Raw genomic sequence first — 22,563 nt, 5'->3', positions numbered from 1 at the left:
GGAAGCCATTTTGCAAATGACAAGGCTAAAACTTTGTGAAAAACGTACGTAAATGAGAGGGTGTACATCATTGGGATGACGGTATATTTTTGATAAATTTTTATATTTAAAAATTCGTCTATTATTAATATTGTTAAATTGATAAGTTGCATGTTCAATATAATTGGTTCTAAGTGATAGATCAGGATTGAAGCGAAGAAAAATAATTGGGATTCGTTAATAAAGAATGCTAGGATAGAAGTATAGGCAAACAGGATGCATACAGAAGAATGAAAACGTTTGCTGGTGAATTTGCCGAAATCAGATGGAAAACAAGAAAGGTGAAGGTAAATGGAAAAACAATATGTGATGTCGATAGATCAAGGCACGACCAGTACGCGCGCAGTGATCTGGGATAAGAAAGGCACAATCATCTCATCTTCGCAAAGAGAATTGATGCAATATTACCCCGAACCTGGTTGGGTGGAGCATGATGCGAATGAAATTTGGATCAGTGTCCAGTCTGTCATAGCGGATGCCTTGATCAGAGGCGCCATCAGGCCGGAGGAAATCGCGGCCATCGGGGTCACGAATCAGCGCGAAACGACAGTCATATGGGACCGCGTGACCGGAATGCCAATCCACCATGCGATCGTTTGGCAATCCCGTCAGACTTCGGAAATTGCGGATAGTCTTAAGAAAGCGGGCTATGATAATTTCATTAAAGACAAGACCGGACTGATCATTGATTCCTACTTTTCCGCCACTAAAATCAAATGGTTGCTGGATCATATCCCGAATGCTCGTGATCGGGCCGAAAAGGGCGAACTGCTTTTTGGCACCATTGATACGTGGATCGTTTGGAAACTGACAGGTAAAAAAGTGCACGTAACGGATGTTTCCAATGCCAGCAGAACGATGCTGTTCAATATTTACGACTTGAAATGGGATCAGGAAATCCTGGATTTGCTGGATATTCCGCGAACACTGCTGCCAGAAGTCCGTTCTTCATCGGAAATATATGGTTACACCGAAGAAAATGATTTTTACGGTTCGCGCATCCCGATAGCCGGAATCGCCGGCGATCAACAAGCCGCTCTTTTTGGGCAGACCGGATTTGAACAAGGGATGGTGAAAAATACTTACGGTACCGGCGCGTTCATTGTTATGAACACAGGCCTTACAGCGGTGAAATCGGAAAATGGCTTGCTTACGACGATCGCCTACGGTTTGAACGACGAAGTGACTTATGCCCTTGAGGGGAGCATCTTTGTGGCCGGATCCGCTCTGCAATGGCTGCGCGATGAAGCCCAGTTGATCCGGACGGCAGCCGAGTCGGAAGAATATGCTGAATTGCTTGAATCGAACGAGAACGTCTATATGGTTCCTGCGTTTGTTGGCTTGGGGGCACCCTATTGGGATCAGGATGTGCGTGGTGCTTTCTTTGGATTGACGAGAGGGACTTCGAAAGCGCACCTGATCCGTGCGACGCTCGAATCGTTGGCTTATCAGACAAAGGATGTCGTGGACACAATGCAGAAGGATTCCGGACTGGTCATCACGAATATGCGAGTCGATGGAGGAGCAGCCCACAATAACTTCCTGATGCAATTCCAAAGCAACCTTCTGAAAACAACTTTGACGCGATCCAAAGTGATGGAGTCAACCGCACTGGGTGCTGCATACTTGGCGGGTTTGGCAGTAGGATTCTGGAAGGATACCGATGACATCATCAAAAATTGGGAACCTGATTGCGAATTCCATCCGAATATGCCTACTGAAGTGCGCGATGACCTCTACGCCGGCTGGCAAAACGCAGTAGCCGCCGCCCGCCACTTCAAACACAAATCCAAGAGATTTTAAAGGAAGCACTGTGGGCGCAAACGCCCAAGTGTATCATGTCTCTAAGCGATTAAAAATCGCAAGAGCCATGACAAATCCCGGGTAGAATTCGAGCACTAAGAGGACTAACACAAAGCGGACGCTTTGTGTCCGTGTGTGGTAGTCAGCTTAGGCACAGATTTCTGGGATTCAGAACGCGTTTAAGAAAGAGCGTGATGGTCTGCGGTAGGGGGTGAGCATTGAACGGGCTAGCCGTAATGGGTCTGTTTTCGCCCATGAAGGCTAGCCAGATTAGACGGAATCCCCTGCAAATCAGAACACGTTTAAGAGCATGACTTTCGTTAGCGGAGCAAACTAAGGAAGCTTTTCTGCTTGAATACCTAAGCCAAAACGTAAGAATCGATAAAATGTTCAGAAATAGACAAATGATACACCCGGTATGTTATAATGATTGTAAAGACTTTTTGAACTGGAGGAATTATAATGGCAGACACTCTCGAATTGGTAGTCATTACGGGGATGAGCGGCGCCGGGAAAACGGTGGCCCTACAGACATTTGAAGATTTAGGCTATTTCTGTATAGACAATATGCCCCCAAGTTTATTACCGAAATTTTGGGAGCTTGTAAAGGAATCGGGTAAAATAAGCAGGATTTGCTTAGTGATTGATCTGCGCTCCCGGGCATTCTTTGATGAAATCATGTCTGCTGTGGACAGTTTGGACAATACTTCCTTCATCACAACCAAAGTCATCTTCCTTGATTCGAAGGACGATGTGCTTGTTTCCCGATACAAAGAGACGAGAAGAAGCCATCCCCTGACACAATCAGGCGGAACCGTACTGGAAGGAATCCACAAAGAAAGGGAACTGCTTGAGGACATCCGCAATCGGTCGCAGTTGGTCATCGACACGAGCGAAACAACACCGCGCCAATTAAGGGAACGGCTGCTGGATACATTCAAAGTCGACGATAAAGATGTTTTCCATATCGAAGTCGTATCTTTCGGGTTCAAGTATGGCTTACCGATTGATGCCGACATCGTCATGGATGTCCGCTTTTTGCCCAATCCGCATTACGTAGATGAACTGCGTCCGTTGACGGGGCTGGATAAGCCGGTCTATGATTATGTTATGAAGCAACCGGAGACGGAAATTTTTTACAAAAAATTCATCGACCTGTTGGAATACATCATTCCCGGCTACAAAAAAGAAGGCAAAACCAGCGTAAATATCGCCATCGGCTGCACAGGCGGCCAACACCGCTCTGTCGCGTTGTCGGAACGCACCAGCCTGCAATTGAAGAGCGCGGGCTATCAAGTCAATACAACCCACCGCGATCGGAATAAACGCAAAGAGACGGTGAATCGGTCATGAGTCAAAATCCGAGCAGAACGAAGAAAATCGTCGTTATCGGCGGCGGAACGGGCTTGCCGGTTATTCTGGAAGAACTGAAGAACCACAATACGGATATCACCGCCATCGTCACGGTGGCGGATGACGGCGGCAGCAGCGGCATCATCCGCGATCATATCAACATTGTACCTCCCGGGGATATCCGCAACTGTCTGATTGCGCTCTCCGATATGCCTAAATTAGAAAAGGACATTTTCCAGTACCGTTTCGATTCAAAGGATTCCTTCGTTTCCGGGCACGCAATCGGAAACCTTATTATCGTGGCTCTGACTGAAATGAAAGGGAACATTTTTGATGCCATTCGGTTGTTGTCGGTCATGATGGGCGTAAAAGGCAAAATTTACGCCGCAGCTGACGAGCCGCTCTCGCTCTACGCAGAGTTCAAGGACGGTACGGTCATCAAGGGCGAGTCGAAAATCGCAAATGGCCGCAAAAAAATCGAACGGGTGTATGTCAAACCGTTGGATGAATCAAGGGAGGCCGTAGCTTCCCGTCACGTCATCAATAGCATTCTGGAGGCGGATATGGTCGTCCTCGGACCGGGAAGCCTGTATACGAGCATTTTGCCTAACCTGATGATCACTGATCTGGGTCAAGCAGTCATCGACACCAAAGCCGAGAAAGTATATATTTGCAATATCATGACGCAATTGGGCGAAACAGAGGGTTTCACCGATGCTGATCATATCAAGGTATTGCATAATCATCTGAAAGCGAAATTCATCGACACCGTATTGGTGAACACGGAGAAAGTGCCGGATGAGTACCTCAACCAACAGGCGGACGAGGAATATCTGTTGCAGGTACGGCACGATTTCAAAGGATTGCGCGAAGAAAACTGCCGGGTCATTTCAGCGGACTTCTTGGATATGAAAAACGGCGGCGTGTATCATGACGGCAATAAAGTCGTTTCGGAACTGATCAATCTGATTTCCAATATCAAAACAATCTGTTGACCTTTTTTCTGATTGAAAGAAGCTGTCGGAAAGGAGGCACATATGTCTTTTGCATCTGAAGTAAAAAAAGAATTAACAACATTGGAAGTGCACCGCGAACATGCGAAAGCCGAATTGACCGCGTTGATCCGGATGAGCGGATCGGTCAGCATCTATAATCAGTCATTTGTCCTGAATGTCCAGACAGAAAATGCGGCAATCGCCAGACGGATGTACGTTCTCTTGAAGGATCACTACTCATTCGAAAGCGAACTGTTGGTGCGCCGCAAAATGAAGCTGAAGAAGAATAATGTCTATATTGTGCGCCTGAAACAGGGCGTCACGGAATTGCTGAGCGATCTGAGCATTTTCGACGGGCTGTCCTTCAAGACGCAGGTTTCCGATGACATCATGAACAATAACCAGAAGGAACGCTCTTACCTGCGCGGGGCCTTTATGGCCGGTGGATCGGTGAACAGCCCGGAAACGAGCCGTTATCATCTGGAAATCTATTCCAATTATGAGGACCACAATCAGGACATCTGCGATATGATGAATCACTTTGACCTGAACGCGCGGACGATCGAGCGCCGCAACGGATTCATCACTTATCTGAAGGAAGCCGAGAAGATCGCCGATTTTCTGGCATTGATCGGTGCCCATAATGCGATGATGAAGTTTGAGGACGTGCGGATTATCCGTGACATGCGCAATTCCGTCAATCGCTTGGTGAATTGCGAAAACGCGAATATGAACAAGACGATCGATGCGGCTGCAAAACAGATCGCCAACATCGAATTCATCGAAGCAACTGTAGGGTTGGGGAGATTGCCTGACAAGCTGAAGGAAATCGCCGTGATCCGGTTGGAGAATCCCGACATCAGCCTGAAGGAACTTGGCGAAATGATCCCGAGCGGTGTCATCTCCAAATCCGGCATCAATCACCGTTTGCGAAAAATCAATGATTATGCAGATTCGCTGCGGATGGGGAAAGCCGTTCGATGATACAGACAAATAAACCTGGAGACAAAGAAAAGTCTTCTGGTTTATTTTTTTATAAAAAATCAAGCCTTCTTTTTTGCGGATAGTATAGACAGTAAGTCAAGCAGAAGGAGGAATGAAAAGATGAATCAAGTATCATTGATCGGGCGGCTGGTGCGGCCCATCCAAGTGCAACAGGTGAATGGGGAAAGGCAAGTCTGCAACAATACGCTGGCGGTGCAGCGCCTAAGGAAAGCGGATGAAGGCCAACCGCAAGCGGATTTCATCCCGGTCGTATTTTGGGGAGCAACCGCCAATCTGGTTGAACAGTATTGCGCCAAAGGGAACCAGATAGGTGTCAACGGCCATTTGGTTTCGCGTTCCTACGTCAATAAGCAAGAGCAACACGTCTATGTCATCGAATTGGTCGTGGAAGAATTGTATTTTGTTGAAGCGAAAAGAGAACAGGAAGCAGTCTGATGCTTCCGCACAAAAGCCCCGGATTCCGGGGCTTTTGTGCTTTAAACGGCGATTTCCTTATTTATTCATAGAAAATTCAAAGGTACGTGGTATCGTAGACGGGAAATGATGCCGCTTATCGGAAAAAAAGATATAATGAAAGAAATGAAAAGGGGAATCGCTATGGAAATTTTGATGATAGAAGACAATGAAGCCGTCTGCGAAATGATGGCGATGTTTTTTGAGAATGAAGGCTGGGAAGCTGCATTCAAACATGACGGGAAAGAGGGCCTGGAGGCATTCGCGGCTGCAGACAAAAAATGGGATATGATCATCCTCGATCTGAACCTGCCTAGCATGGATGGAATGCAGGTCTGCCGTGAAATAAGGAAAATTTCCCAGTTTGTGCCGATCATCATGCTGACGGCGCGCGATTCGGAAAGCGACCAAGTCATCGGTCTGGAAATCGGTGCGGATGAATACGTCACGAAGCCGTTCAGCCCACTGACCCTGATAGCCCGCATCAAAGCGATGCACCGTCGCGCTTCGGTCGATCACTCGCAAGTGCAGGCCACGGATGATTTCGATGTGCTCACTGATCATGTTAAAATCAGCACGATCACGCGTGAAGCTTATCTTGACGGGAACCAAATAGAAAGTTTGACGCCGAAAGAATTCGAACTTTTCGCGTTATTGGCCGAACATCCGAAACAAGTATTTTCGAGGGAACATCTTTTGACTCGGATCTGGGAAGATCCTTATTACGGGGATGAACGGACAATCGATGCCCACATCAAGAAATTGAGACAAAAAATAGAAGCGGTCGGACCACAAGTGATCCAAACGGTTTGGGGAGTCGGCTACAAATTCGACGACAGCGGAGTAGAGGAAAAATGAAGTACGTCTATCAACAAACCCTTGCTTTTTTCGCATTGATTCTAATAACTGTCAGTACGACCGGCATCCTGATCATCCAATACGTCACCAGTAATATCTACGACGAGAAAGAGGCGCAGCTGTATGGCTATGCCGAATCGATCATCGATCAGAACATGACGATCCAGCAACTGGAGAGCGGCTCTACCTTGGTGTCCAACCAGGATGTCTCGTTTGCCATCTTTGATGCGGAGGATCATATGGTCTATCCGCAAGCGACAGATCTGTATACGAGCGGAATCAGCACGAAGGATTTTGAGAGGCTCTCAGAAGGGGAACGGATTTCTTTGACGGAGCGGGATCGCGGCTTCCTGAATGAAAAAAAACGTTTCTTGACGGTTTATCTCCCGCTATTTAATGCGACTACGGCCGAGTTCACAGGCTTCATAGCGGTAGGCTCGCCGGTAAAAGGCATAGAGGACGAAATCAACGAAATTGAGCACAACCTGCTTGTCGCAGTGCTGACTTCCGGGGGCATCGCGATTGTATTGAGCCTCGGCATCGCCAACTATCTGACCAGGCGCATCAAACGCATGCGGAGGGCCACCCATGAGATTGCGTCAGGCAATTTTGATATCTCGCTGGAGAATCATCACAAAGATGAATTTGATGAGCTGTCGGAGGATTTCAACCAAATGGCAAGGTCTTTGAAAGCCTCCAACGAAGAAGTCGAACGCCAAGAGAATTTGCGGCGTCAGTTCATGATGGATGTTGCCCACGAGATGCGCACGCCGCTCACGACAATCAATGGCATTCTTGAAGGGATCCAGCACCACATGATTCCAGAAGGACGGCGGGACAGGAGCATGCAACTGATGCAGAAAGAAACCAAAAGGCTGATCCGTTTGGTGAATGAAAACTTGGACTATGAAAAAATTCGCTCTAATCAGATCGTTTTAGTGAAGCAAGAGTTTTCTGCGAAGGAGGCATTGGAGAATGTCGCGGAGCAGATGCGGGCAAAAGCACAGGCGAAGGATGACCTGATGATTGTGCATGTGGATCAAGCAGACCGAATCTACGCGGACTATGATCGCTTTATCCAGATCATGGTGAACCTCACACAGAATGCTATCCAATTCACGAAAAACGGCACGATTACCCTGTCGTCGTTCCCAGATGGGGAACAGCAAGTCATCCAGGTCAAGGACACGGGGATCGGCATCGAGAAGAAGGATATCACGAGCATCTGGGAAAGATTCTATAAAGTGGATGTTTCCAGGAAGAACACGAAATTTGGCGAGTCGGGGATCGGATTGGCAGTTGTTCAATCTTTAGTGATGAACCATAAAGGAACTGTCGACGTAGAGAGCAATCCCGGCGAGGGAACGACTTTCACGATTACCTTGCCCACCAAAACAGCACTCGAAAAAAATAGTTAAAAAAAGATCTGCCGGAATTTTAAATTCCGGCAGATCTTTTGATTATTCAACTGTTTCTGTCTGTTCTTCTGCTGGGGTTTCTTCAGAAGCGGGTTGTTCTTCCGTTACGGTTCCTTCAGTAGCGGCTTGGTTGGCCGGAAACTCTGGGGCATCCGTCTGATAAAGCGGAACGCTTGAGACACCGTTGTTCGTGTAGTACAAGGAAGTGTTCAGATCGCCCAATTCCGCGATGTCCTCTTCCAGTTCGGCTGGAGAATCCACATAGCTGTGCAAGCTCTTGTCGACCGGCATGAATCCATCCGGAGTGTAGAAGCGAAGCAAGTCGCCATTGATGATCTGATCGGAGATGGCTAGCTGCAGTTCAGCTTGGGCCCGGATTTCAGCAACCTTTTGGATTACTTCTTCAGTCTGATAAGCAAGCGTACCTGTTTGGGTATGATAAACAGTATTTCCTAAAATAGTGTATTCACTTGTTACGATGCTGCCGTTACGGAAAACAACGATTCCTTCATTTTGCGCTGACAACAGATCCTGCCCCAGTTGCACATAGGCTGAAGTATCGACACCAAGTAGATGCATCACAGTAGGCAAGATATCAATCTGACCGCCATAGACATCGCTGATCTGTCCGGTACCGGAACCAGGGTTGTGAATGATGAACGGCACTTTTTGCATCATGGCGTCGTCATAGGCACCCCACAAGTCTGCATTCCCTCCGATGAGAGGCGCGACCGTTTCATTGCGTGAGCTGGAAATTCCGAAGTGGTCGCCATACAATACGAAAATCGTATTATCATAAAGCCCTGCATCCTTCATATATTGGAAGAATTCAGCCAAGGCCTCATCGGCATAGTGGACGGTATTGAAATAACCGTCAACCGTTTCGTCGCCGGTATCCAAGGCGAAGGTGTTGTTCATCTCGTCTTCGGGGAACGGGAAGTGGTTTGATACAGTTATGAACTTCGCGTAGAAAGGCTGCGGCAATTGTTCCAAGTATTGAGCCGATTCCTGGAAGAACAATTTATCCTTCAAACCGTACTCGACTGAATTTTCATCCGTCAGCGTGTAACTGCTGTCGGCATCAAAGAAATAATCATAGTCAAAAGATTTATAGACATTATCGCGATCCCAGAAAGAGCCGACATTGCCGTGGAAAACGGCTGATGTGTAGCCAAAGGTTTCGCTCAAGATGGCCGGTGCCGATTGGAATGTATTGTCCGCACCAATCTGTGTGAAGGCTGATCCTTGAGGCAGTCCGAACAGTGAATTGTCCAGCATCAGTTCGGCATCACTCGTTTTTCCTTGTCCAGTCTGGTGGAAAATGTTGCTGTAACTGTAGGAATCGCTACTGTGATACAAGCTGTTCAGGAACGGTGTCACTTCCGCAGTTGTGCCTGTTTCATCGGTAAGCGACAAATCGATCAGGAACTGTTGCATACTTTCCAGATGGATGTAGACGACGTTTTTGCCTTCCGCTTGTCCGAAGTATGTTTGATTTGGTTCGGCGTAATGTTCACCCAGATAATCAAGGACGCTAGCCATATCCGAGCTGTCCGCGCTTGCGCGCACTTGGTTGGCTTGGGCTGTCTTGATTCCGTCATAGAGGGTGTAGATATTGATTCCCAAGTATTTGACGATATAGTTGCGGTCAAATGTTCTGGTCAACAATTGCGGGCGGCTTATTTCAGCCAGACCCAGGTTAGCGGCGAAAATCGCAATCGAGGCTGCAACTGTCGCAAATGCCCATCTTTTCTTGAAGTTGCGTTCGTCGCGGTTTTTGCTGACGAATTTCTTATAGACATAGACGAGGACGAAAGCATCGATCCAATAGAACAGGTCGATCGGCTGCATCATGGCGATGACGCCCGAACCCAAGTTTTTGGTTGCGTTGGCTGAACCGAAAATGGTCTTAAGCGTCAAGAAATCCGTGAATTCACGATAATAGACGACATTGGCGAACAGCAGAAAGGAATTGAAAAAATACAGGGCGATAAGACTCCGGTAACCTTTTTTAGGATTCTTTACAAAAAGGGAAATCCCCAGAATCAATAAAGTCGTTGCAATCGGGTTGATAAAAAGAATCAGCTGCTGGAACCAGCCGTCTACGCCTAAAGAGAACGCTGTGTGGTAAGCGAAATAGGTCTTCAGCCAGAAAAGGACGACGGCGAACAGGAAAAACCCGAATCGCGTCTGCAACTGTTCAGATAATTTTTGTTTCAAAAAAGAGACCTCCTATGATATCTTGTGGAACACATGTAAATTTCATGTGAATTTTTAAGGGTAATGTGTGTTGTTTGTGAATTTTATGTAAAATGAGCTAGTGTTATTATATTCTGAATGCTTTTGATAGTCAATCGAAGCACCGTAAAGTTTTTCCTAAGTTTTTAACAAGAACGGTTGCTTTTTTCAGGATTTTTCGAGAAAATGGGTCTTTCCATGTATCTGATTAAAGGAACAAAACTGACAAAGGTGAGCATAGATTATGATATTTTTAAAAGGACTGTATGAGTGGGTGGCTGCTTCGCTGGAATCATCCGTCAATCATTTTCCGCTCATACAATTAGTTTTCAACAGCGTGGACAAGACTATACTGTATTATTTGATTTTTCTGGTCCTGCGGGTAGCCTATCTGCTGCACAGGCACCGCAAGACGGGCAAGAAAATCTCCTTATATAAGGAAGGATTGTTGCATGCTCTGTTTATCTACATCGTGCTGCTGCTTCAACTGACGGTTTTTCGCAACGAAGAGACCTTCTGGACTGTCGAGTATCACAAAATCGATTGGTCGGCGATCCATTGGCTGCCGTTGGTGGATACGGTTAAACTCTTTTACGGGGACTCCGGTTTTTCGGCCTGGTATAATTCGTGGGGGAACGTCGTCTGGTTTATGCCGTTGGGCTTCGTGGGTCCGTATCTGTTCAGGAAAAAATGCAGTTTCCTCAAAGTGACGGCGGTCGGCTTTCTTTTTTCCGCCACGATCGAGTTTCTCCAGCTCATCTTTCAGACGGGCGTGACGCATATCGATGATGTCTTCTTCAATACGTTGGGTGCAGCAATCGGCTACGGCATCTGGGTATCTTCAAAAAAACACAGTAGTGCAGAACGGACAATTGACTATAAAGGAAGAAAACAATGAAAAAAATAATCATTACGCAAATAAGCGAAAAAAAAATTAAGGCAGGGAATCCCTTGCTGCAGTTCGAGGATTTTCCGAATGAACTCAGCTTTTCTGAAGGCGAAATCGTCGAACTGGTCGATTCTCGCCAAGCATTCGTAGCAAAAGCCTATTTGGCCAAACAGAACAAAGGCGTCGGATGGGTGTTTTCGTTGGATAACGCGGATAGTTTCAATGAAGCGTTCTTCAAAAAACAGTTTGAAAATGCGAAACGCAAGCGCACGGATCTGCAATCGGACCCGGAAACGACTACCTATCGGATTTTCAATGCGGAGGGTGACGGCATTCCTGGTGTCACCATCGACCATTATGACGGCTTTGCGGTGGTATCCTGGTACAGCGGAGGCATTTTCCGCTACCAAGCCGCCATTATCGCTGCCTTTCAAACGGTCTTCCCGGAAACGAAGGGCATCTATGAAAAATTCCGTTACCAACGGAAAGACAGCCTGATCAGCCGCTTCGTCACGGGTGAAGCAGCCCCGACGCCTCTGATCGTGAAGGAGAACGGCATCAACTATGCGACGTATCTGGATGATGGGCTGATGACGGGTATTTTCCTGGATCAGCGCGACGTACGCGGTGCTCTGACGGAGCGTTATGCGGCAGGAAAACGGGTATTGAACACTTTCAGCTACACGGGCGCTTTCTCTGTCGCTGCAGCCATGGGTGGAGCAATCGAAACAACAAGTGTCGATGTTGCGAACCGTTCGTTGGAACGGACCAAAGAACAATTCGCCGTCAACAACCTGGATGGCGAGGCGCAAAAAATCTATGTCATGGATGTCTTCGATTTCATCCGCTACGCCATCCGCAAAGAATTGCAGTATGACGTGACCATCATCGATCCGCCGAGCTTTGCCCGCACCAAAAAGCGGACTTTCTCGGTCACGAAGGATTACACCCAGTTGTTGGAGGAGCTGATCCAGATCACCGCACCGGATGGTACACTGATCGTTTCTTCCAACGCCGCCAACTACAAGGAAAAGAATTTCAAACAGGACATCGACCAAGCCTTCAAGAACAGCCATTGTGACTATCGTATACTGGAAACCTTCCATCTGCCGAGCGACTTCGCTGTTCCTGCAGGCAGCAAGACCAGCGATTACCTGAAGGTCTTCATCATCAAGAAACTGGCGAGATAGGAAAAGCTGAGCGAACCCGTGAAGCTAGCCAACGCTTTGGATGGCATGGAACATTTTGCAATTTTGGGAAGCACCTATGGTGACGCACTTTTGAGTACAGAGAAATTTATATTATTCCTACAATATAGAGAAAAGAGAACGGAGCTGCCTCTAAATGAGGTGGCTCCGTTCTCTTTGCGAATGGATGTTTTTATTCTTCCCAATCTGCAGCCGCATGCTGCCCGGCAGTGTGCCCTGTAACAAAGGCGCCGGTGATGTTGTAGCCGCCTGTGTAGCCGTTATAGTCGATCAGTTCGCCGCAGAAATAAAGCCCCCGCGTCAGTTTGCTTTCCATTGTCTTCGGATTGATTTCCTTCGTGGAGACGCCTCCGCCAGTGACAAAGGCCTTATCCAATGGATGCGTGCCGTTCACTTCGAAGGAGAAATTTTTGGAGAAGTCGGCGAAAGCTTTGATTTCCTTCGGCGTCAATTCCTTTAGGGACTTCTGCGGATCGATAGCGGCTTGGCTGCAACCGAACAGCAGATAACGCTCTGGCATCAGGTCTTTCCAACCGTTTTTAACGCTCTTTTCCGGTTGGGCCTTGATGAGCTTCTGCAACTGTTGCTCGACGGCACCCAATGAAAGTTCCGGCAGGACATCCAAGGACATCGTTACAGTCTCGGTTTTGTCGCGCTTCATTGTCTGATGGACAAACATCGAACAACGCAAAGCGGCGGGACCGGACACGCCGAAATGGGTGAAGATCATGTCCATCTGGTGGGACACGACTGTTTTGCCTTTTTTATTTTTAATGCTGAGGGCAACGTTGCGCAAGGACAGCCCCTTCAGTTCGCTTGAACGGATGAAGTCTGCATCGGATGTGATTGGTGCTTCGGTCGGGTACAATTCGGTGATGGTGTGTCCAGCTGCTTTGGCGAACTTGTAGCCATCGCCTTTGGATCCTGTGCGCGGTAGAGCCTTCCCGCCGGTTGCCAGAATGATCCGATCCGCCGGGAGGATTTCGCCATCCTCCAAAAGGACACCGGTCACCTGTCCGTTTTCGATCAGGATGCGTTCCACTTTTATGTTGGTCCGTATCTGGACCTGCAGCCGCTTCAGTTCCTCGATGAATGCTTCGAGGATTGTCCTGGCCTTGTCCGTGACAGGGAACATCCGGCCGTGATCCTCTTCCTTCAGGGCGACGCCGCGTTCGATAAAGAAGGTCATGATGTCATATTGACTGAATTGAGTAAAGCTGCTGTGCAGGAATTTTCCGTTTCCGGGAATATGCCGGATGATTTCCTCTTCGGGACGATTGTTGGTGACGTTGCAGCGTCCGCCGCCTGTCAAAAGCAATTTTTTCCCGAGACTTGGATTTTGTTCGAGGAGCGTCACTTCAGCCCCTGCTTCGGCAGCTGTGCATGCCGCCATCAGACCGCTCGAACCTCCACCGACAATAATGATGCGTGTTTTCATATTATATAATTTCTCCGTTCTTTTGCTGCACTTACTTTATCACAGATATGTCCATCTGAAAATGGCTTTCTTTTCAGAATGATCACGAAAAAACAGGCTTTCCTTCATTAAATATTCAAAGATCGCGGCTATACTGTGTTCATACCCAAAGATAATCGTTTCTTTTTCCTTTTCTGTACCCGCAGAAGAACTCCTCCCTCTTGGACGGAAACGGGGCTTTGATTGCTGAAATGCTAATCAGCAATCCTGCAGAATGATTTTTTTCTGTAAGCCTTGATTTCCGTTCATTTTTTTTGCCTGAAAGGGTATAATAGCCGTATAGTACAGTTATTTTTGAAGAAGTGAGGGAATAGAAATGGATTTCATGAAAGTAATGCATACGAGACAAACAACACGAAGCTACCAAACGTTCGGGCTATCCCGAGGACAAATCGAAATTATGCTGCAGGCTGGGCAAAATGCACCGATCAGCCGCGGTCGCTTTGAGGATTATCACATCACAGTCATAAAAAATTCGGAAATTTTGGCAGCGATTACATCTGCTGCGAAGGAAGTGACCGGCAATATGGACAGAGACCCCTTGTACGGAGCATCTGCCTTTTTCGTTGTTTCCGCCAAGGAACCGGCTAAACCAGGCAGCATCGCAAGCGCAGCCGCAATCGTAGAAAATATGCACCTGCAGGCAACCGCTGAACTGTTGGGCAGTTGTTTCGTGATGGGAGTCATCATGGACGGCACGCTGGACGCTGAAGGAATCCGCGAAAAAATGGGGATTCCGGAAGGATTCACTCCTGTCGCGGGGATGGTGGCGGGCTACCCGCATGGCTATCTGCATGACCGGCCGCGCACATTGGAAAAAATCGCCAGCAATATCGTCGAATAGGACGGTTCAGGCAATGAGAAACGACCTCAGGAGAAACGTTCAGTTTTCCCGGGTCGTTTTTTGTATACTTATCTGTGATTGGGAAAATACAGCAGTAAGGAACCAATTGCATTTCTGCGCCAGTTTGGATAAGATTGTACTATTACAATAGGTAAGTATATTGCGGATAATTATTCCGGAAAGCTTCAAAATACAAATCAATCAAGAAATGAAGGGATACATAATGGCATACATTTCCTTAAAGAATGTCAGTAAATTTTATCAGATGGGCGAGACACGGATTACAGCCAACGACAAAATCAGCTTCGACATCAACGAAGGAGAGTTTGTCGTGATATTGGGGCCCAGTGGAGCCGGGAAATCCACTGTTCTGAATATTCTTGGAGGGATGGATGATGCCGATGAAGGGCACATCAGCATCGATGGGGTGGACATCTCCCAGTTCACTTCAAAAGCATTGACGACCTACAGAAGGCGTGATGTCGGTTTTGTCTTTCAATTCTATAACCTGGTGCCTAACCTGACCGCGAAGGAGAACGTGGAGCTTGCCTCGCAAATATCACCCCATGCCCGCGACGCTGCCGAAGTCATGCGTGAGGTAGGTTTGAGCGAGCGCATGGACAACTTTCCGGCGCAACTCTCAGGAGGCGAGCAACAGCGCGTCGCCATTGCTCGCGCTTTGGCGAAGCAGCCCAAACTGTTGCTTTGCGACGAGCCAACAGGGGCACTGGATTACGAAACGGGCAAACAAGTGCTCAAGTTGCTGCAGGATACGTGCCTCGATACCGGAACGACCGTCATCGTCATCACGCACAACCAAGCCATCGCAGCCATGGCGAACCGGATCATCGAAATCAACAACGCCAAAGTAAGGGCCGTCCATGAAAATCCGAATCCCAAACCAGTATCAGAAATCGAATGGTAGGAGGGGGAGTCGATGATGAAGAAAAAGGCGCTCCGGAAAGACATTTGGATAGAGATAGGCAAAAGTAAGGCGCGCTTCCTCGCGTTATTGGCCATCATCACGTTGGGTGTGGCCTTCTTTGCCGGCATCAAAGCGGCGGGTCCGGATATGCTGGATACCGCCAATCACTATTATGAAGAAAACAACCTGTATGACTTGAAGGTGTTGTCCACGTATGGATTGGAAGAAGCGGACATCGCCATTTTGGCGGAAACGGCCGATACCACTGTTCATCCGATGCGTACGGTGGATATCGAAATGGAAGGCAGTGACTTCCTCGTAAAAGTCTTCCCGTTGCAAAGCGGCGCGGATCCGGTCAATGAATATGCGGTCGTCGATGGCAGACTGCCGGAGGCAAGCGGGGAAATCGCCTTGGATGCGAAACAGAATTTGATGAACACTTATCAAGTTGGGGATACCGTCATCTTCCGCCATGAATCCGAAGAAGGGCTCACTGAGGAAGAAAAGGAAAACCGCATTTCCTTGAAAGAGCAGGAATACACGGTCGTCGGTTTCGTAGACTCGCCGATGTACATCGAAACGATGATGCGCGGCTCTACGAACGTCGGGAAAGGCAGTTTGGATGCTTTCGTGGTCGTGCCTGATTCGGACATCCTCGGCAGCATCTACACGGAGGCTTACCTCACAATCGCTCCTGATGTGGCGGAAACCGGCTATACGGACAGCTATGACGATCAGGTGGACAACTTGGCTAATGACGTGGAACTCGCCTTGAACGGGAGACCGTTGGAACGCATCAACGAAATCCGTGCAGAAGGGCAGCGGAAGATCAAAGACGCTGAAGATGAACTGCAGGAAGGGAAAAAAAAGCTTGCGGAAGCCGAGCAAGAACTTCGGGATGCCCGTAAACAATTGGATGAGGGAACAGCGGCTTACGAAGAAAATCGCCAGTTGTTTCTGGACGAAATAGCAGCAGCCGAGAATACCTTAACCGCCAGTCAATCCGAAATTGATGCTGGCATGGCCGGATACCGCGCGGGCTTTTCGACCTATCTCGAAAACAAAGCGCTCTACGACGAGGCGAAAGCAGCTTGGGAAGCGCAGAAAGACTCCCTGCAAGGGCAAACCGGTTCGGATGCCTCGTTGGACGTGTTGTTGGCGAGCCTGCCCGACACACTGGAAGGCCGCGAAATAGCTGAGTTGGCGCAAGGATTACTCGATGGGCAAGCCGAAATTGAAGCGACCCAAGCCTCACTGGAAGCCAAAGCTGTGGAGTTGCAGGAACGGGCAACCGCCTTAGCGATAAAAGGCGAACTGCTTTTGGCTGAACAAACGAGTCTGGAGACGGATGGCGCTGATTATCAGAACGGACTGACTGTTTTCACTGCTGACATGACAGCCTTCCAAACGGAAAAAGCAGTCAAACAAGCGGAATTTTCGGCACGCCAAGCCGCCATCGATGCAGAAAGGGACACCTTGGCAGCTTTGGATCCGGAAACGGACCCGAGTGTGGCAGATCGCTTAGCTGTTGTGGCCGATCAACAGGTTACTTTGGATGCGGAAGAGGCCGCTCTGGCGCAAAATGAAGCGGATTTGGCAAGCCGTCAAAGCGAACTTGAGCAAGAGGGCGCCTCCTTAGCGAGCCGGCAAGAAGCCTTAACCGCAGCTGGCGCGGCTTTCCAAACGGAACGGGCCAGTGAAGAGGCTGCTCTATTGGATGAACAGCGCCTCTTGGAGGAAGCCGGTGCCGAGTTGGCTGCCAAAGGGGAAGAATTGCTGGAGCAGCAACAACTGCTGGAAGAAAAGATTGCGGCATTCATGGCAGATGCCGAAGCTCAAATCGAGGCTGCAGACGCCCAATTCGCCGAGCAAGGAGCGGCTTTGGAGAACGGTAGATTGGAATTGGCATCGGCATTGGCCCAACTGGAGGACGGACAGGCACAGATCAACAACGGCTGGTCTGAGTTGGAAAGCCAACGCGCGAGTGGTGAACAGGCCCTAGCGGAAGCTTGGCAGAAAATCCAGCAGGGCGAAGCAGAGTATCAAGAGGGCTGGGGCACCTTCACAGCTGAACGCGCCGATGCCGAACTGGAGATAGCTGACGGAGAATGGCAGGTCGAGGAAGCGAAGCGAGCTTTGACCGATCTGATTGAACCGGTCTACTATGTGACGGATCGATCCGGCAATCCTGGTTATCAGGAATTCCGCGATAATGCTGACCGCATCTCGGCCATCGCAGAAATTTTTCCGGTGTTCTTCTTCCTGATTGCGGCCCTAGTGAGCTTTACGACGATGGCTCGGATGGTGGATGAACAGCGCCAGCAGATGGGTACGTTGAAAGGACTCGGTTACAGTGATTTCGATATCGCAAAAAAATATTTGATCTATGCAGCGATCGCCTGCATCGTGGGGACATCCCTCGGTTTGGTGGCCGGATATAATATTTTCCCTGCAGTCATTTTTGATGCCTACGGGTCCATGTATAGCCTGCCTTCCGTAAAAATCACCTACTACCTGTCCTACGCACTGATTTCCATAGCTATCGCAATGCTTTGCACTATCGGGCCGGCAGCATGGGCCGCCCATACGTCACTCCGGGAAAATCCTGCTGCGATGATGCGTCCGAAAGCGCCGAAGAACGGCAAACGTGTGCTTTTGGAGCGACTGACATTCGTTTGGGATCGCCTGAGTTTCAATTCGAAGATCACAGTACGGAACTTGCTGCGCTACAAAGCGCGCAATATGATGACGATTCTGGGTGTCGCGGGATGTACTGCCTTGATCTTGACCGGATACGGCATCAAGAATTCCATCTCTGGATTGGCGGACACACAATTCAACGACGTGATGCGCTACAACGCAATCACGGCAATGCGTCCGGAAGCAAGCGAGGAAGAAACCACTTCGTATGATGAGCTGATTGCTGCGACTCCTGAAATAACGGATCATCTCAAAGTGGTCCAAGAGAGCTATAAATTGGATAAAAAAGGTGTGAACCTGCAAAATGTCACGGTTTTTTCTCCGCTAGACACCGAAAATCTGTCGGATTTTGTCAGCCTGCGTGACCGCGCGACGCAAGAACCGATCGCTTTGACGGATGAGGGAGCCGTCATCTCGGAAAAATTGGCGAACTTGGCAGGCGTCGGGCCGGGGGATAGCATCGAAATCCGGAATGATGAAATGCAGACCTACCTGGTTCCGATCCAGGCTGTCACCGAAAACTACGTCAACCATTATATTTACTTGACGCCAACCCTTTACGAAGAAGTTTTCATCCAAGCCGCGGAACCGACAACGGATCTGTTGCTGTTTGACGAACCGGAAAGTTGGGAGCGGAGCTTCGGATCCGAAGCGATGGGAGAAAAAGCCGTCGCACTGGTGACGTTCATCAATTCCGTCGACCGCAGCTTCGCTGAAACCTTAGGGAGTCTCGATATCGTCACCTTGGTATTGATCGTGTCAGCAGCCGCCTTGGCTTTTGTTGTCCTTTACAGTCTGACGAATATCAACGTATCGGAGCGGATCAGGGAATTGTCGACCATCAAAGTTTTGGGGTTCTATGATGTGGAAGTGAGCATGTACATCTACAGGGAGTCCTTAATCTTAACCTTGCTGGGCATTTTGTTCGGTTTTGTTCTCGGGAAGATCTTGAGTACAGTCGTTCTTAAAATGGTGGAAATCGACTTTATGATGTTCCCACCGACCATCATGCCGATCAGCTACCTATATTCAGGATTGTTGTCGTTATTGTTCTCAAGCGTCGTCATGCTGATCATGCACCGCAAACTCAAACAAGTGGACATGATCGAAGCACTCAAATCAGTCGAATAGAATGAAAAAACGCGCAGGCGGCCAAAAAATGGCGGCTTGCGCGTTTTTATTCTGCAGTTGATCAGTTTTCGGATGGTGTTTGAGGCGCGCCAGGCAACAGGTAGTTGACCCCTATGGCGATGGACGTGCCAATGACTGTGTCCAGTACCCTTTGGATGGCGTAGGTGATTTTTTCGGTATCGTCAATATTGTAGAAAACAACAAGGAAGGTAGCTGTCGCGCCGACGATAGCTGTGGACATGTCCAAGATGTTGCAGACCATGATCAGGGTGATGACAGCGATGATCGTGCCAAAGAAATCCACAGAAAAATCCAGTCCAAGAAAATCTTTGACAGCAATCAAGGTAACTCCCAGGATACCGGCGACAGTATTGCCTCCGATTCGACGGATTCCATGGTGGAGTGACTGTGAGCAATCTTCACGCAAAGCAAAGACTGCCGCCAAGCCGGCCAACATCGGAGAACCTCGGTCCAATAATTTGAACAGCAGGACACAAAACCCGACAGCAACGCCGGACTTGATCGTACGCATGCCTACGCGGAACTTCTCCTTATCCAAATGAAACATAGTAAGTACTGCACTTCCTCTCGAAAACAAATAATATCTCAATCATAAGCATTTCAGAATTTATTTCAAGTCATTTTCGTATTATTGTGCAAATAATACACCTGCATTTGCGGTTTTATTCCGTGTGACTTTTTGAAAAAGGAGAAAGAAAGAGCAACTGTTTTTGGACAAACAATGTCCTTTTTCGGACAAGCTGTTTTGTTGGATTTGTTGCAACAGCGCCTTTTTACAGTGGGGTAAAAAAAGAACATTCGCTTTTTGCCAAAAAAGGCCAAAATTGGGTTGCTTAAATTGTCAGAATATTCTATACTAATGACATTAAATTTTAAGGAGAAGGATGAGGGCCTTTTCTTTGGATTTGCAACTAATTATTAACATATAGTGAGATGGGGAGGATTATTTAGATGAAAAAGAAATTATTGATGGGCTTGGCATCTGTATTCGTACTTGCAGCATGCGGCAATGGCGCGACGACAGAAGAGAGCGATACAATCAAATTGGGTGGTAACTTCGAATTATCAGGCGGTGCGAGTGCATACGGCACGCTGATGGACGAAGGAATCAAAATGGCAGTTGCAGAACAGAACGCTGCAGATGGCTTATTGGGCAAAGAGATTGAATACATATCTTACGATAATAAATCCGAGCCTTCAGAATCAACATCGGTTGCGACTCGTTTAGCTACTGAAGATAATGTTGTCGCAATCCTGGGACCAGCTACAACAGGTGCAGCAAATGCGCAATCTCCAGCAGTCACAAGAGCGACAGTACCAGCAATCCTTCCTGCTGCTACAGGGGATAGCGTAACAATGGATGGCGATTCCGTGTTGGAATACGTATTCCGCGTATGCTTCCAAGATTCCTTCCAAGGTAAAGCCTTGGCAGAGTTCGCTCAAACAGACTTACAAGCTACAAAAGCTGTCATCTTAGTGGATAACTCTACTGACTATGCAATCGGCTTGTCGGATGCATTCAAAGAAACCTTCACTGGAGACATCGTTGCTGAAGAAAACTTCACAGCCGGCGATACAGACTTCAAAGCAATCTTAACGAACATTGCGAAAATGGATTATGATGTCATCTTCTTGCCTGGATACTATGAAGAAGGCGGATTGATCATCAAGCAAGCCCGCGAAATGGGTATCATGCAACCGATCCTTGGACCGGATGGCTTCGCTAACTCAACATTGGTTGAATTGGCGGGTGCCGACAATGTCGATAATGTATTCTACGCTAGCCACTTCACTCCGAACAGTGAAGACCCTAAAGTACAAGAATTCTTGGCTGCTTTTGAAGCAGAGTACGGCAAACCTGCAGATTCATTCGCAGCTTTGGCTTACGATGCTGCGCAATTAGTATTCGATGCAATCACGACTGCTGACAGCACAGATCCTCAAGCAATCACAGATGCTTTAGCGGCAACTAAAGATTTCGAAGGTGTAACGGGTACATTCTCATTTGACGAGAACCACAACCCTATCAAATCCGCTTTCGTTATTGAATTACAAGATGGTGTAGAAGTCGGCAACTCTGTTGTGGAACCAGCTAAATAAAAAGACGCTGGCGCACAAAAATTGCGGCATTGAAACCTGAATAGACCGTTTGATTCTAAAGTAACACAATGAGGTGCTGGCAGAATTTGCTTAGCACCTTTCTTTATGTTTAACCTCATCATTAAGGAATCCCTCATCGTATGTGAATAATAGTAAACTATAGGCGAACAATACAGTATAATGAAAGAAAGATTTCTGTGCAGCAGAAGAAAAGAGAGGTGTAAAATGGAAAATTTAGTTCAACAACTGATAAACGGTATATCTTTGGGGAGTATCTACGCTTTGATTGCGCTAGGGTACACCATGGTATACGGTGTCATCAAATTGATTAACTTTGCCCACGGGGATATATATATGGTGGGCGCGTACCTTGGATATGCTTTGATCCAAAACGTTGGTCTTGGTCTTTTCCCATCTATTCTGATTTCAATGATTTTTTGTGCCATTTTAGGGGTGGTCATCGAGAAGGTCGCCTACAAACCGTTGCGGGGCGCAACAAGGGTAGCGACACTGATTACAGCCATCGGGGTTTCATATTTATTGCAAAATGTCATGATCTATATTATGGGGCCTGAAGTGAAGGCCTTCCCGACAGCGTTGATAGTCCGGAATTGGACATTCGGTGGTGTGACCATCAACTCGCAGCAAATCCTGATTTTCCTGACGACGCTCATTCTGATGATTATTTTGCAGGTCATCGTGAAATACACAAAGATGGGGAAAGCCATGCGGGCAGTCAGTACCGATCCTGAAGCAGCACAATTGATGGGGATCAACGTGGATAACGTCATTTCCTTTACGTTCGTCCTGGGCTCTTCCTTAGCCGGAGCAGCAGGGGTATTGGTCGGAATCTATTATAATTCGATCTCCCCGTTGATGGGTGTGACACCTGGGCTGAAAGCCTTCGTTGCGGCAGTATTCGGCGGCATCGGCATCATCCCGGGAGCAATGGTCGGCGGTTATGTCATCGGCATCATCGAGACTTTGGTCAGCGCTTATGGCGGATCAATGTTCAAAGATGCAGTCGTGTACCTAATCCTCATCATCATCCTGATCGTTAAACCTTCCGGAATTTTCGGGAAAAATACAAAAGAGAAAGTGTAGGT

17 protein-coding genes are annotated in these 22,563 nt (G+C 47.9%); 14 read left to right on the top strand and 3 right to left on the bottom strand.

What is annotated here, in order from left to right; translation table 11 throughout:
* The first annotated feature begins 330 nt into the window (after positions 1-330).
* The 7 genes from glpK (at position 331) to AC0J5I_RS01930 (ending at position 7,924) form a co-directional block, all read left to right on the top strand.
* Positions 331-1,842: a glycerol kinase GlpK gene (gene glpK, locus AC0J5I_RS01960; protein WP_475302895.1), complete on the top strand. Its 1,512-nt coding sequence runs from the start codon at positions 331-333 to the stop codon at positions 1,840-1,842.
* A 462-nt stretch (positions 1,843-2,304) separates the two neighbouring features.
* Positions 2,305-3,195: an RNase adapter RapZ gene (rapZ, locus tag AC0J5I_RS01955; protein ID WP_086985581.1), complete on the top strand. Its 891-nt coding sequence runs from the start codon at positions 2,305-2,307 to the stop codon at positions 3,193-3,195.
* On the top strand, positions 3,192-4,190 hold the full coding sequence (locus AC0J5I_RS01950; RefSeq protein ID WP_107995525.1) for a gluconeogenesis factor YvcK family protein: 999 nt from the start codon (positions 3,192-3,194) through the stop codon (positions 4,188-4,190). Before rapZ ends, AC0J5I_RS01950 begins: the two co-directional genes overlap by 4 nt.
* A gap of 42 nt (positions 4,191-4,232) precedes the next feature.
* Positions 4,233-5,174: a DNA-binding protein WhiA gene (gene whiA / locus AC0J5I_RS01945; protein ID WP_475302887.1), complete on the top strand. Its 942-nt coding sequence runs from the start codon at positions 4,233-4,235 to the stop codon at positions 5,172-5,174.
* Positions 5,175-5,294: 120 nt separating this feature from the next.
* Positions 5,295-5,630: a single-stranded DNA-binding protein gene (locus tag AC0J5I_RS01940; RefSeq protein ID WP_068560913.1), complete on the top strand. Its 336-nt coding sequence runs from the start codon at positions 5,295-5,297 to the stop codon at positions 5,628-5,630.
* A 162-nt stretch (positions 5,631-5,792) separates the two neighbouring features.
* Complete coding sequence (locus AC0J5I_RS01935) at positions 5,793-6,506, top strand: response regulator transcription factor (protein ID WP_475302880.1); 714 nt, start codon at positions 5,793-5,795, stop codon at positions 6,504-6,506.
* A complete protein-coding gene (locus AC0J5I_RS01930) occupies positions 6,503-7,924 on the top strand; it encodes an ATP-binding protein (protein ID WP_475302876.1) in 1,422 nt (473 codons plus the stop codon). Before AC0J5I_RS01935 ends, AC0J5I_RS01930 begins: the two co-directional genes overlap by 4 nt.
* Before the next feature lie 42 nt (positions 7,925-7,966).
* On the opposite strand, the gene AC0J5I_RS01925 is transcribed toward AC0J5I_RS01930, so the two are convergent.
* Positions 7,967-10,144, bottom strand: coding sequence for an LTA synthase family protein (locus AC0J5I_RS01925; protein ID WP_475302872.1), 2,178 nt, complete (start codon positions 10,142-10,144; stop codon positions 7,967-7,969).
* A 262-nt stretch (positions 10,145-10,406) separates the two neighbouring features.
* On the opposite strand from AC0J5I_RS01925, the gene AC0J5I_RS01920 reads away from it, so the two are divergent.
* Together AC0J5I_RS01920 and AC0J5I_RS01915 are read left to right on the top strand one after the other, a co-directional pair.
* A complete protein-coding gene (locus AC0J5I_RS01920; protein WP_475302868.1) occupies positions 10,407-11,060 on the top strand; it encodes a VanZ family protein in 654 nt (217 codons plus the stop codon).
* Positions 11,057-12,241 carry a class I SAM-dependent rRNA methyltransferase gene (locus AC0J5I_RS01915; protein ID WP_475302863.1) on the top strand — a complete coding sequence of 395 codons (1,185 nt, stop codon included), beginning with the start codon at positions 11,057-11,059 and terminating at the stop codon, positions 12,239-12,241. Before AC0J5I_RS01920 ends, AC0J5I_RS01915 begins: the two co-directional genes overlap by 4 nt.
* A gap of 190 nt (positions 12,242-12,431) precedes the next feature.
* On the opposite strand, the gene AC0J5I_RS01910 is transcribed toward AC0J5I_RS01915, so the two are convergent.
* Complete coding sequence (locus AC0J5I_RS01910; RefSeq protein WP_107995531.1) at positions 12,432-13,697, bottom strand: BaiN/RdsA family NAD(P)/FAD-dependent oxidoreductase; 1,266 nt, start codon at positions 13,695-13,697, stop codon at positions 12,432-12,434.
* Between the two features lie 355 nt (positions 13,698-14,052).
* Between AC0J5I_RS01910 and AC0J5I_RS01905 the strand changes: the two genes are divergently transcribed.
* The 3 genes from AC0J5I_RS01905 to AC0J5I_RS01895 all read left to right on the top strand — a co-directional run bounded on the left by AC0J5I_RS01905 (position 14,053) and on the right by AC0J5I_RS01895 (position 19,336).
* Complete coding sequence (locus AC0J5I_RS01905; RefSeq protein ID WP_475302857.1) at positions 14,053-14,580, top strand: nitroreductase family protein; 528 nt, start codon at positions 14,053-14,055, stop codon at positions 14,578-14,580.
* A gap of 223 nt (positions 14,581-14,803) precedes the next feature.
* Positions 14,804-15,505, top strand: coding sequence for an ABC transporter ATP-binding protein (locus AC0J5I_RS01900; RefSeq protein ID WP_086985590.1), 702 nt, complete (start codon positions 14,804-14,806; stop codon positions 15,503-15,505).
* 12 nt (positions 15,506-15,517) lie between these two features.
* Entirely contained in the window at positions 15,518-19,336 is a 3,819-nt protein-coding gene (locus AC0J5I_RS01895; protein ID WP_475302850.1) for an FtsX-like permease family protein, read from the top strand.
* 61 nt (positions 19,337-19,397) lie between these two features.
* Here AC0J5I_RS01895 and AC0J5I_RS01890 read toward each other — a convergent pair whose 3' ends face one another.
* On the bottom strand, positions 19,398-19,904 hold the full coding sequence (locus AC0J5I_RS01890) for an FUSC family protein (RefSeq protein ID WP_107995535.1): 507 nt from the start codon (positions 19,902-19,904) through the stop codon (positions 19,398-19,400).
* A 404-nt stretch (positions 19,905-20,308) separates the two neighbouring features.
* Between AC0J5I_RS01890 and AC0J5I_RS01885 the strand changes: the two genes are divergently transcribed.
* Together AC0J5I_RS01885 and AC0J5I_RS01880 are read left to right on the top strand one after the other, a co-directional pair.
* Positions 20,309-21,457, top strand: coding sequence for an ABC transporter substrate-binding protein (locus AC0J5I_RS01885; RefSeq protein ID WP_107995536.1), 1,149 nt, complete (start codon positions 20,309-20,311; stop codon positions 21,455-21,457).
* 225 nt (positions 21,458-21,682) lie between these two features.
* Positions 21,683-22,561, top strand: a complete 879-nt coding sequence (locus AC0J5I_RS01880) for a branched-chain amino acid ABC transporter permease (RefSeq protein ID WP_107995537.1) — start codon at positions 21,683-21,685, stop codon at positions 22,559-22,561.
* Positions 22,562-22,563 lie beyond the last annotated feature (2 nt).

It is taken from the genome of Trichococcus sp. TS_SC_9, from assembly GCF_056156325.1.
This window is presented reverse-complemented; position numbering and strand designations above follow the sequence as displayed.

Coding starts and splice junctions, on each gene's coding strand:
- glpK (WP_475302895.1), top strand. CDS start 331: ATGGAAAAACAATATGTGATGTCGATAGATCAAGGCACGACCAGTACG.
- rapZ (WP_086985581.1), top strand. CDS start 2,305: ATGGCAGACACTCTCGAATTGGTAGTCATTACGGGGATGAGCGGCGCC.
- AC0J5I_RS01950 (WP_107995525.1), top strand. CDS start 3,192: ATGAGTCAAAATCCGAGCAGAACGAAGAAAATCGTCGTTATCGGCGGC.
- whiA (WP_475302887.1), top strand. CDS start 4,233: ATGTCTTTTGCATCTGAAGTAAAAAAAGAATTAACAACATTGGAAGTG.
- AC0J5I_RS01940 (WP_068560913.1), top strand. CDS start 5,295: ATGAATCAAGTATCATTGATCGGGCGGCTGGTGCGGCCCATCCAAGTG.
- AC0J5I_RS01935 (WP_475302880.1), top strand. CDS start 5,793: ATGGAAATTTTGATGATAGAAGACAATGAAGCCGTCTGCGAAATGATG.
- AC0J5I_RS01930 (WP_475302876.1), top strand. CDS start 6,503: ATGAAGTACGTCTATCAACAAACCCTTGCTTTTTTCGCATTGATTCTA.
- AC0J5I_RS01920 (WP_475302868.1), top strand. CDS start 10,407: ATGATATTTTTAAAAGGACTGTATGAGTGGGTGGCTGCTTCGCTGGAA.
- AC0J5I_RS01915 (WP_475302863.1), top strand. CDS start 11,057: ATGAAAAAAATAATCATTACGCAAATAAGCGAAAAAAAAATTAAGGCA.
- AC0J5I_RS01910 (WP_107995531.1), bottom strand. CDS start 13,697: ATGAAAACACGCATCATTATTGTCGGTGGAGGTTCGAGCGGTCTGATG.
- AC0J5I_RS01905 (WP_475302857.1), top strand. CDS start 14,053: ATGGATTTCATGAAAGTAATGCATACGAGACAAACAACACGAAGCTAC.
- AC0J5I_RS01900 (WP_086985590.1), top strand. CDS start 14,804: ATGGCATACATTTCCTTAAAGAATGTCAGTAAATTTTATCAGATGGGC.
- AC0J5I_RS01895 (WP_475302850.1), top strand. CDS start 15,518: ATGATGAAGAAAAAGGCGCTCCGGAAAGACATTTGGATAGAGATAGGC.
- AC0J5I_RS01890 (WP_107995535.1), bottom strand. CDS start 19,904: ATGTTTCATTTGGATAAGGAGAAGTTCCGCGTAGGCATGCGTACGATC.
- AC0J5I_RS01885 (WP_107995536.1), top strand. CDS start 20,309: ATGAAAAAGAAATTATTGATGGGCTTGGCATCTGTATTCGTACTTGCA.
- AC0J5I_RS01880 (WP_107995537.1), top strand. CDS start 21,683: ATGGAAAATTTAGTTCAACAACTGATAAACGGTATATCTTTGGGGAGT.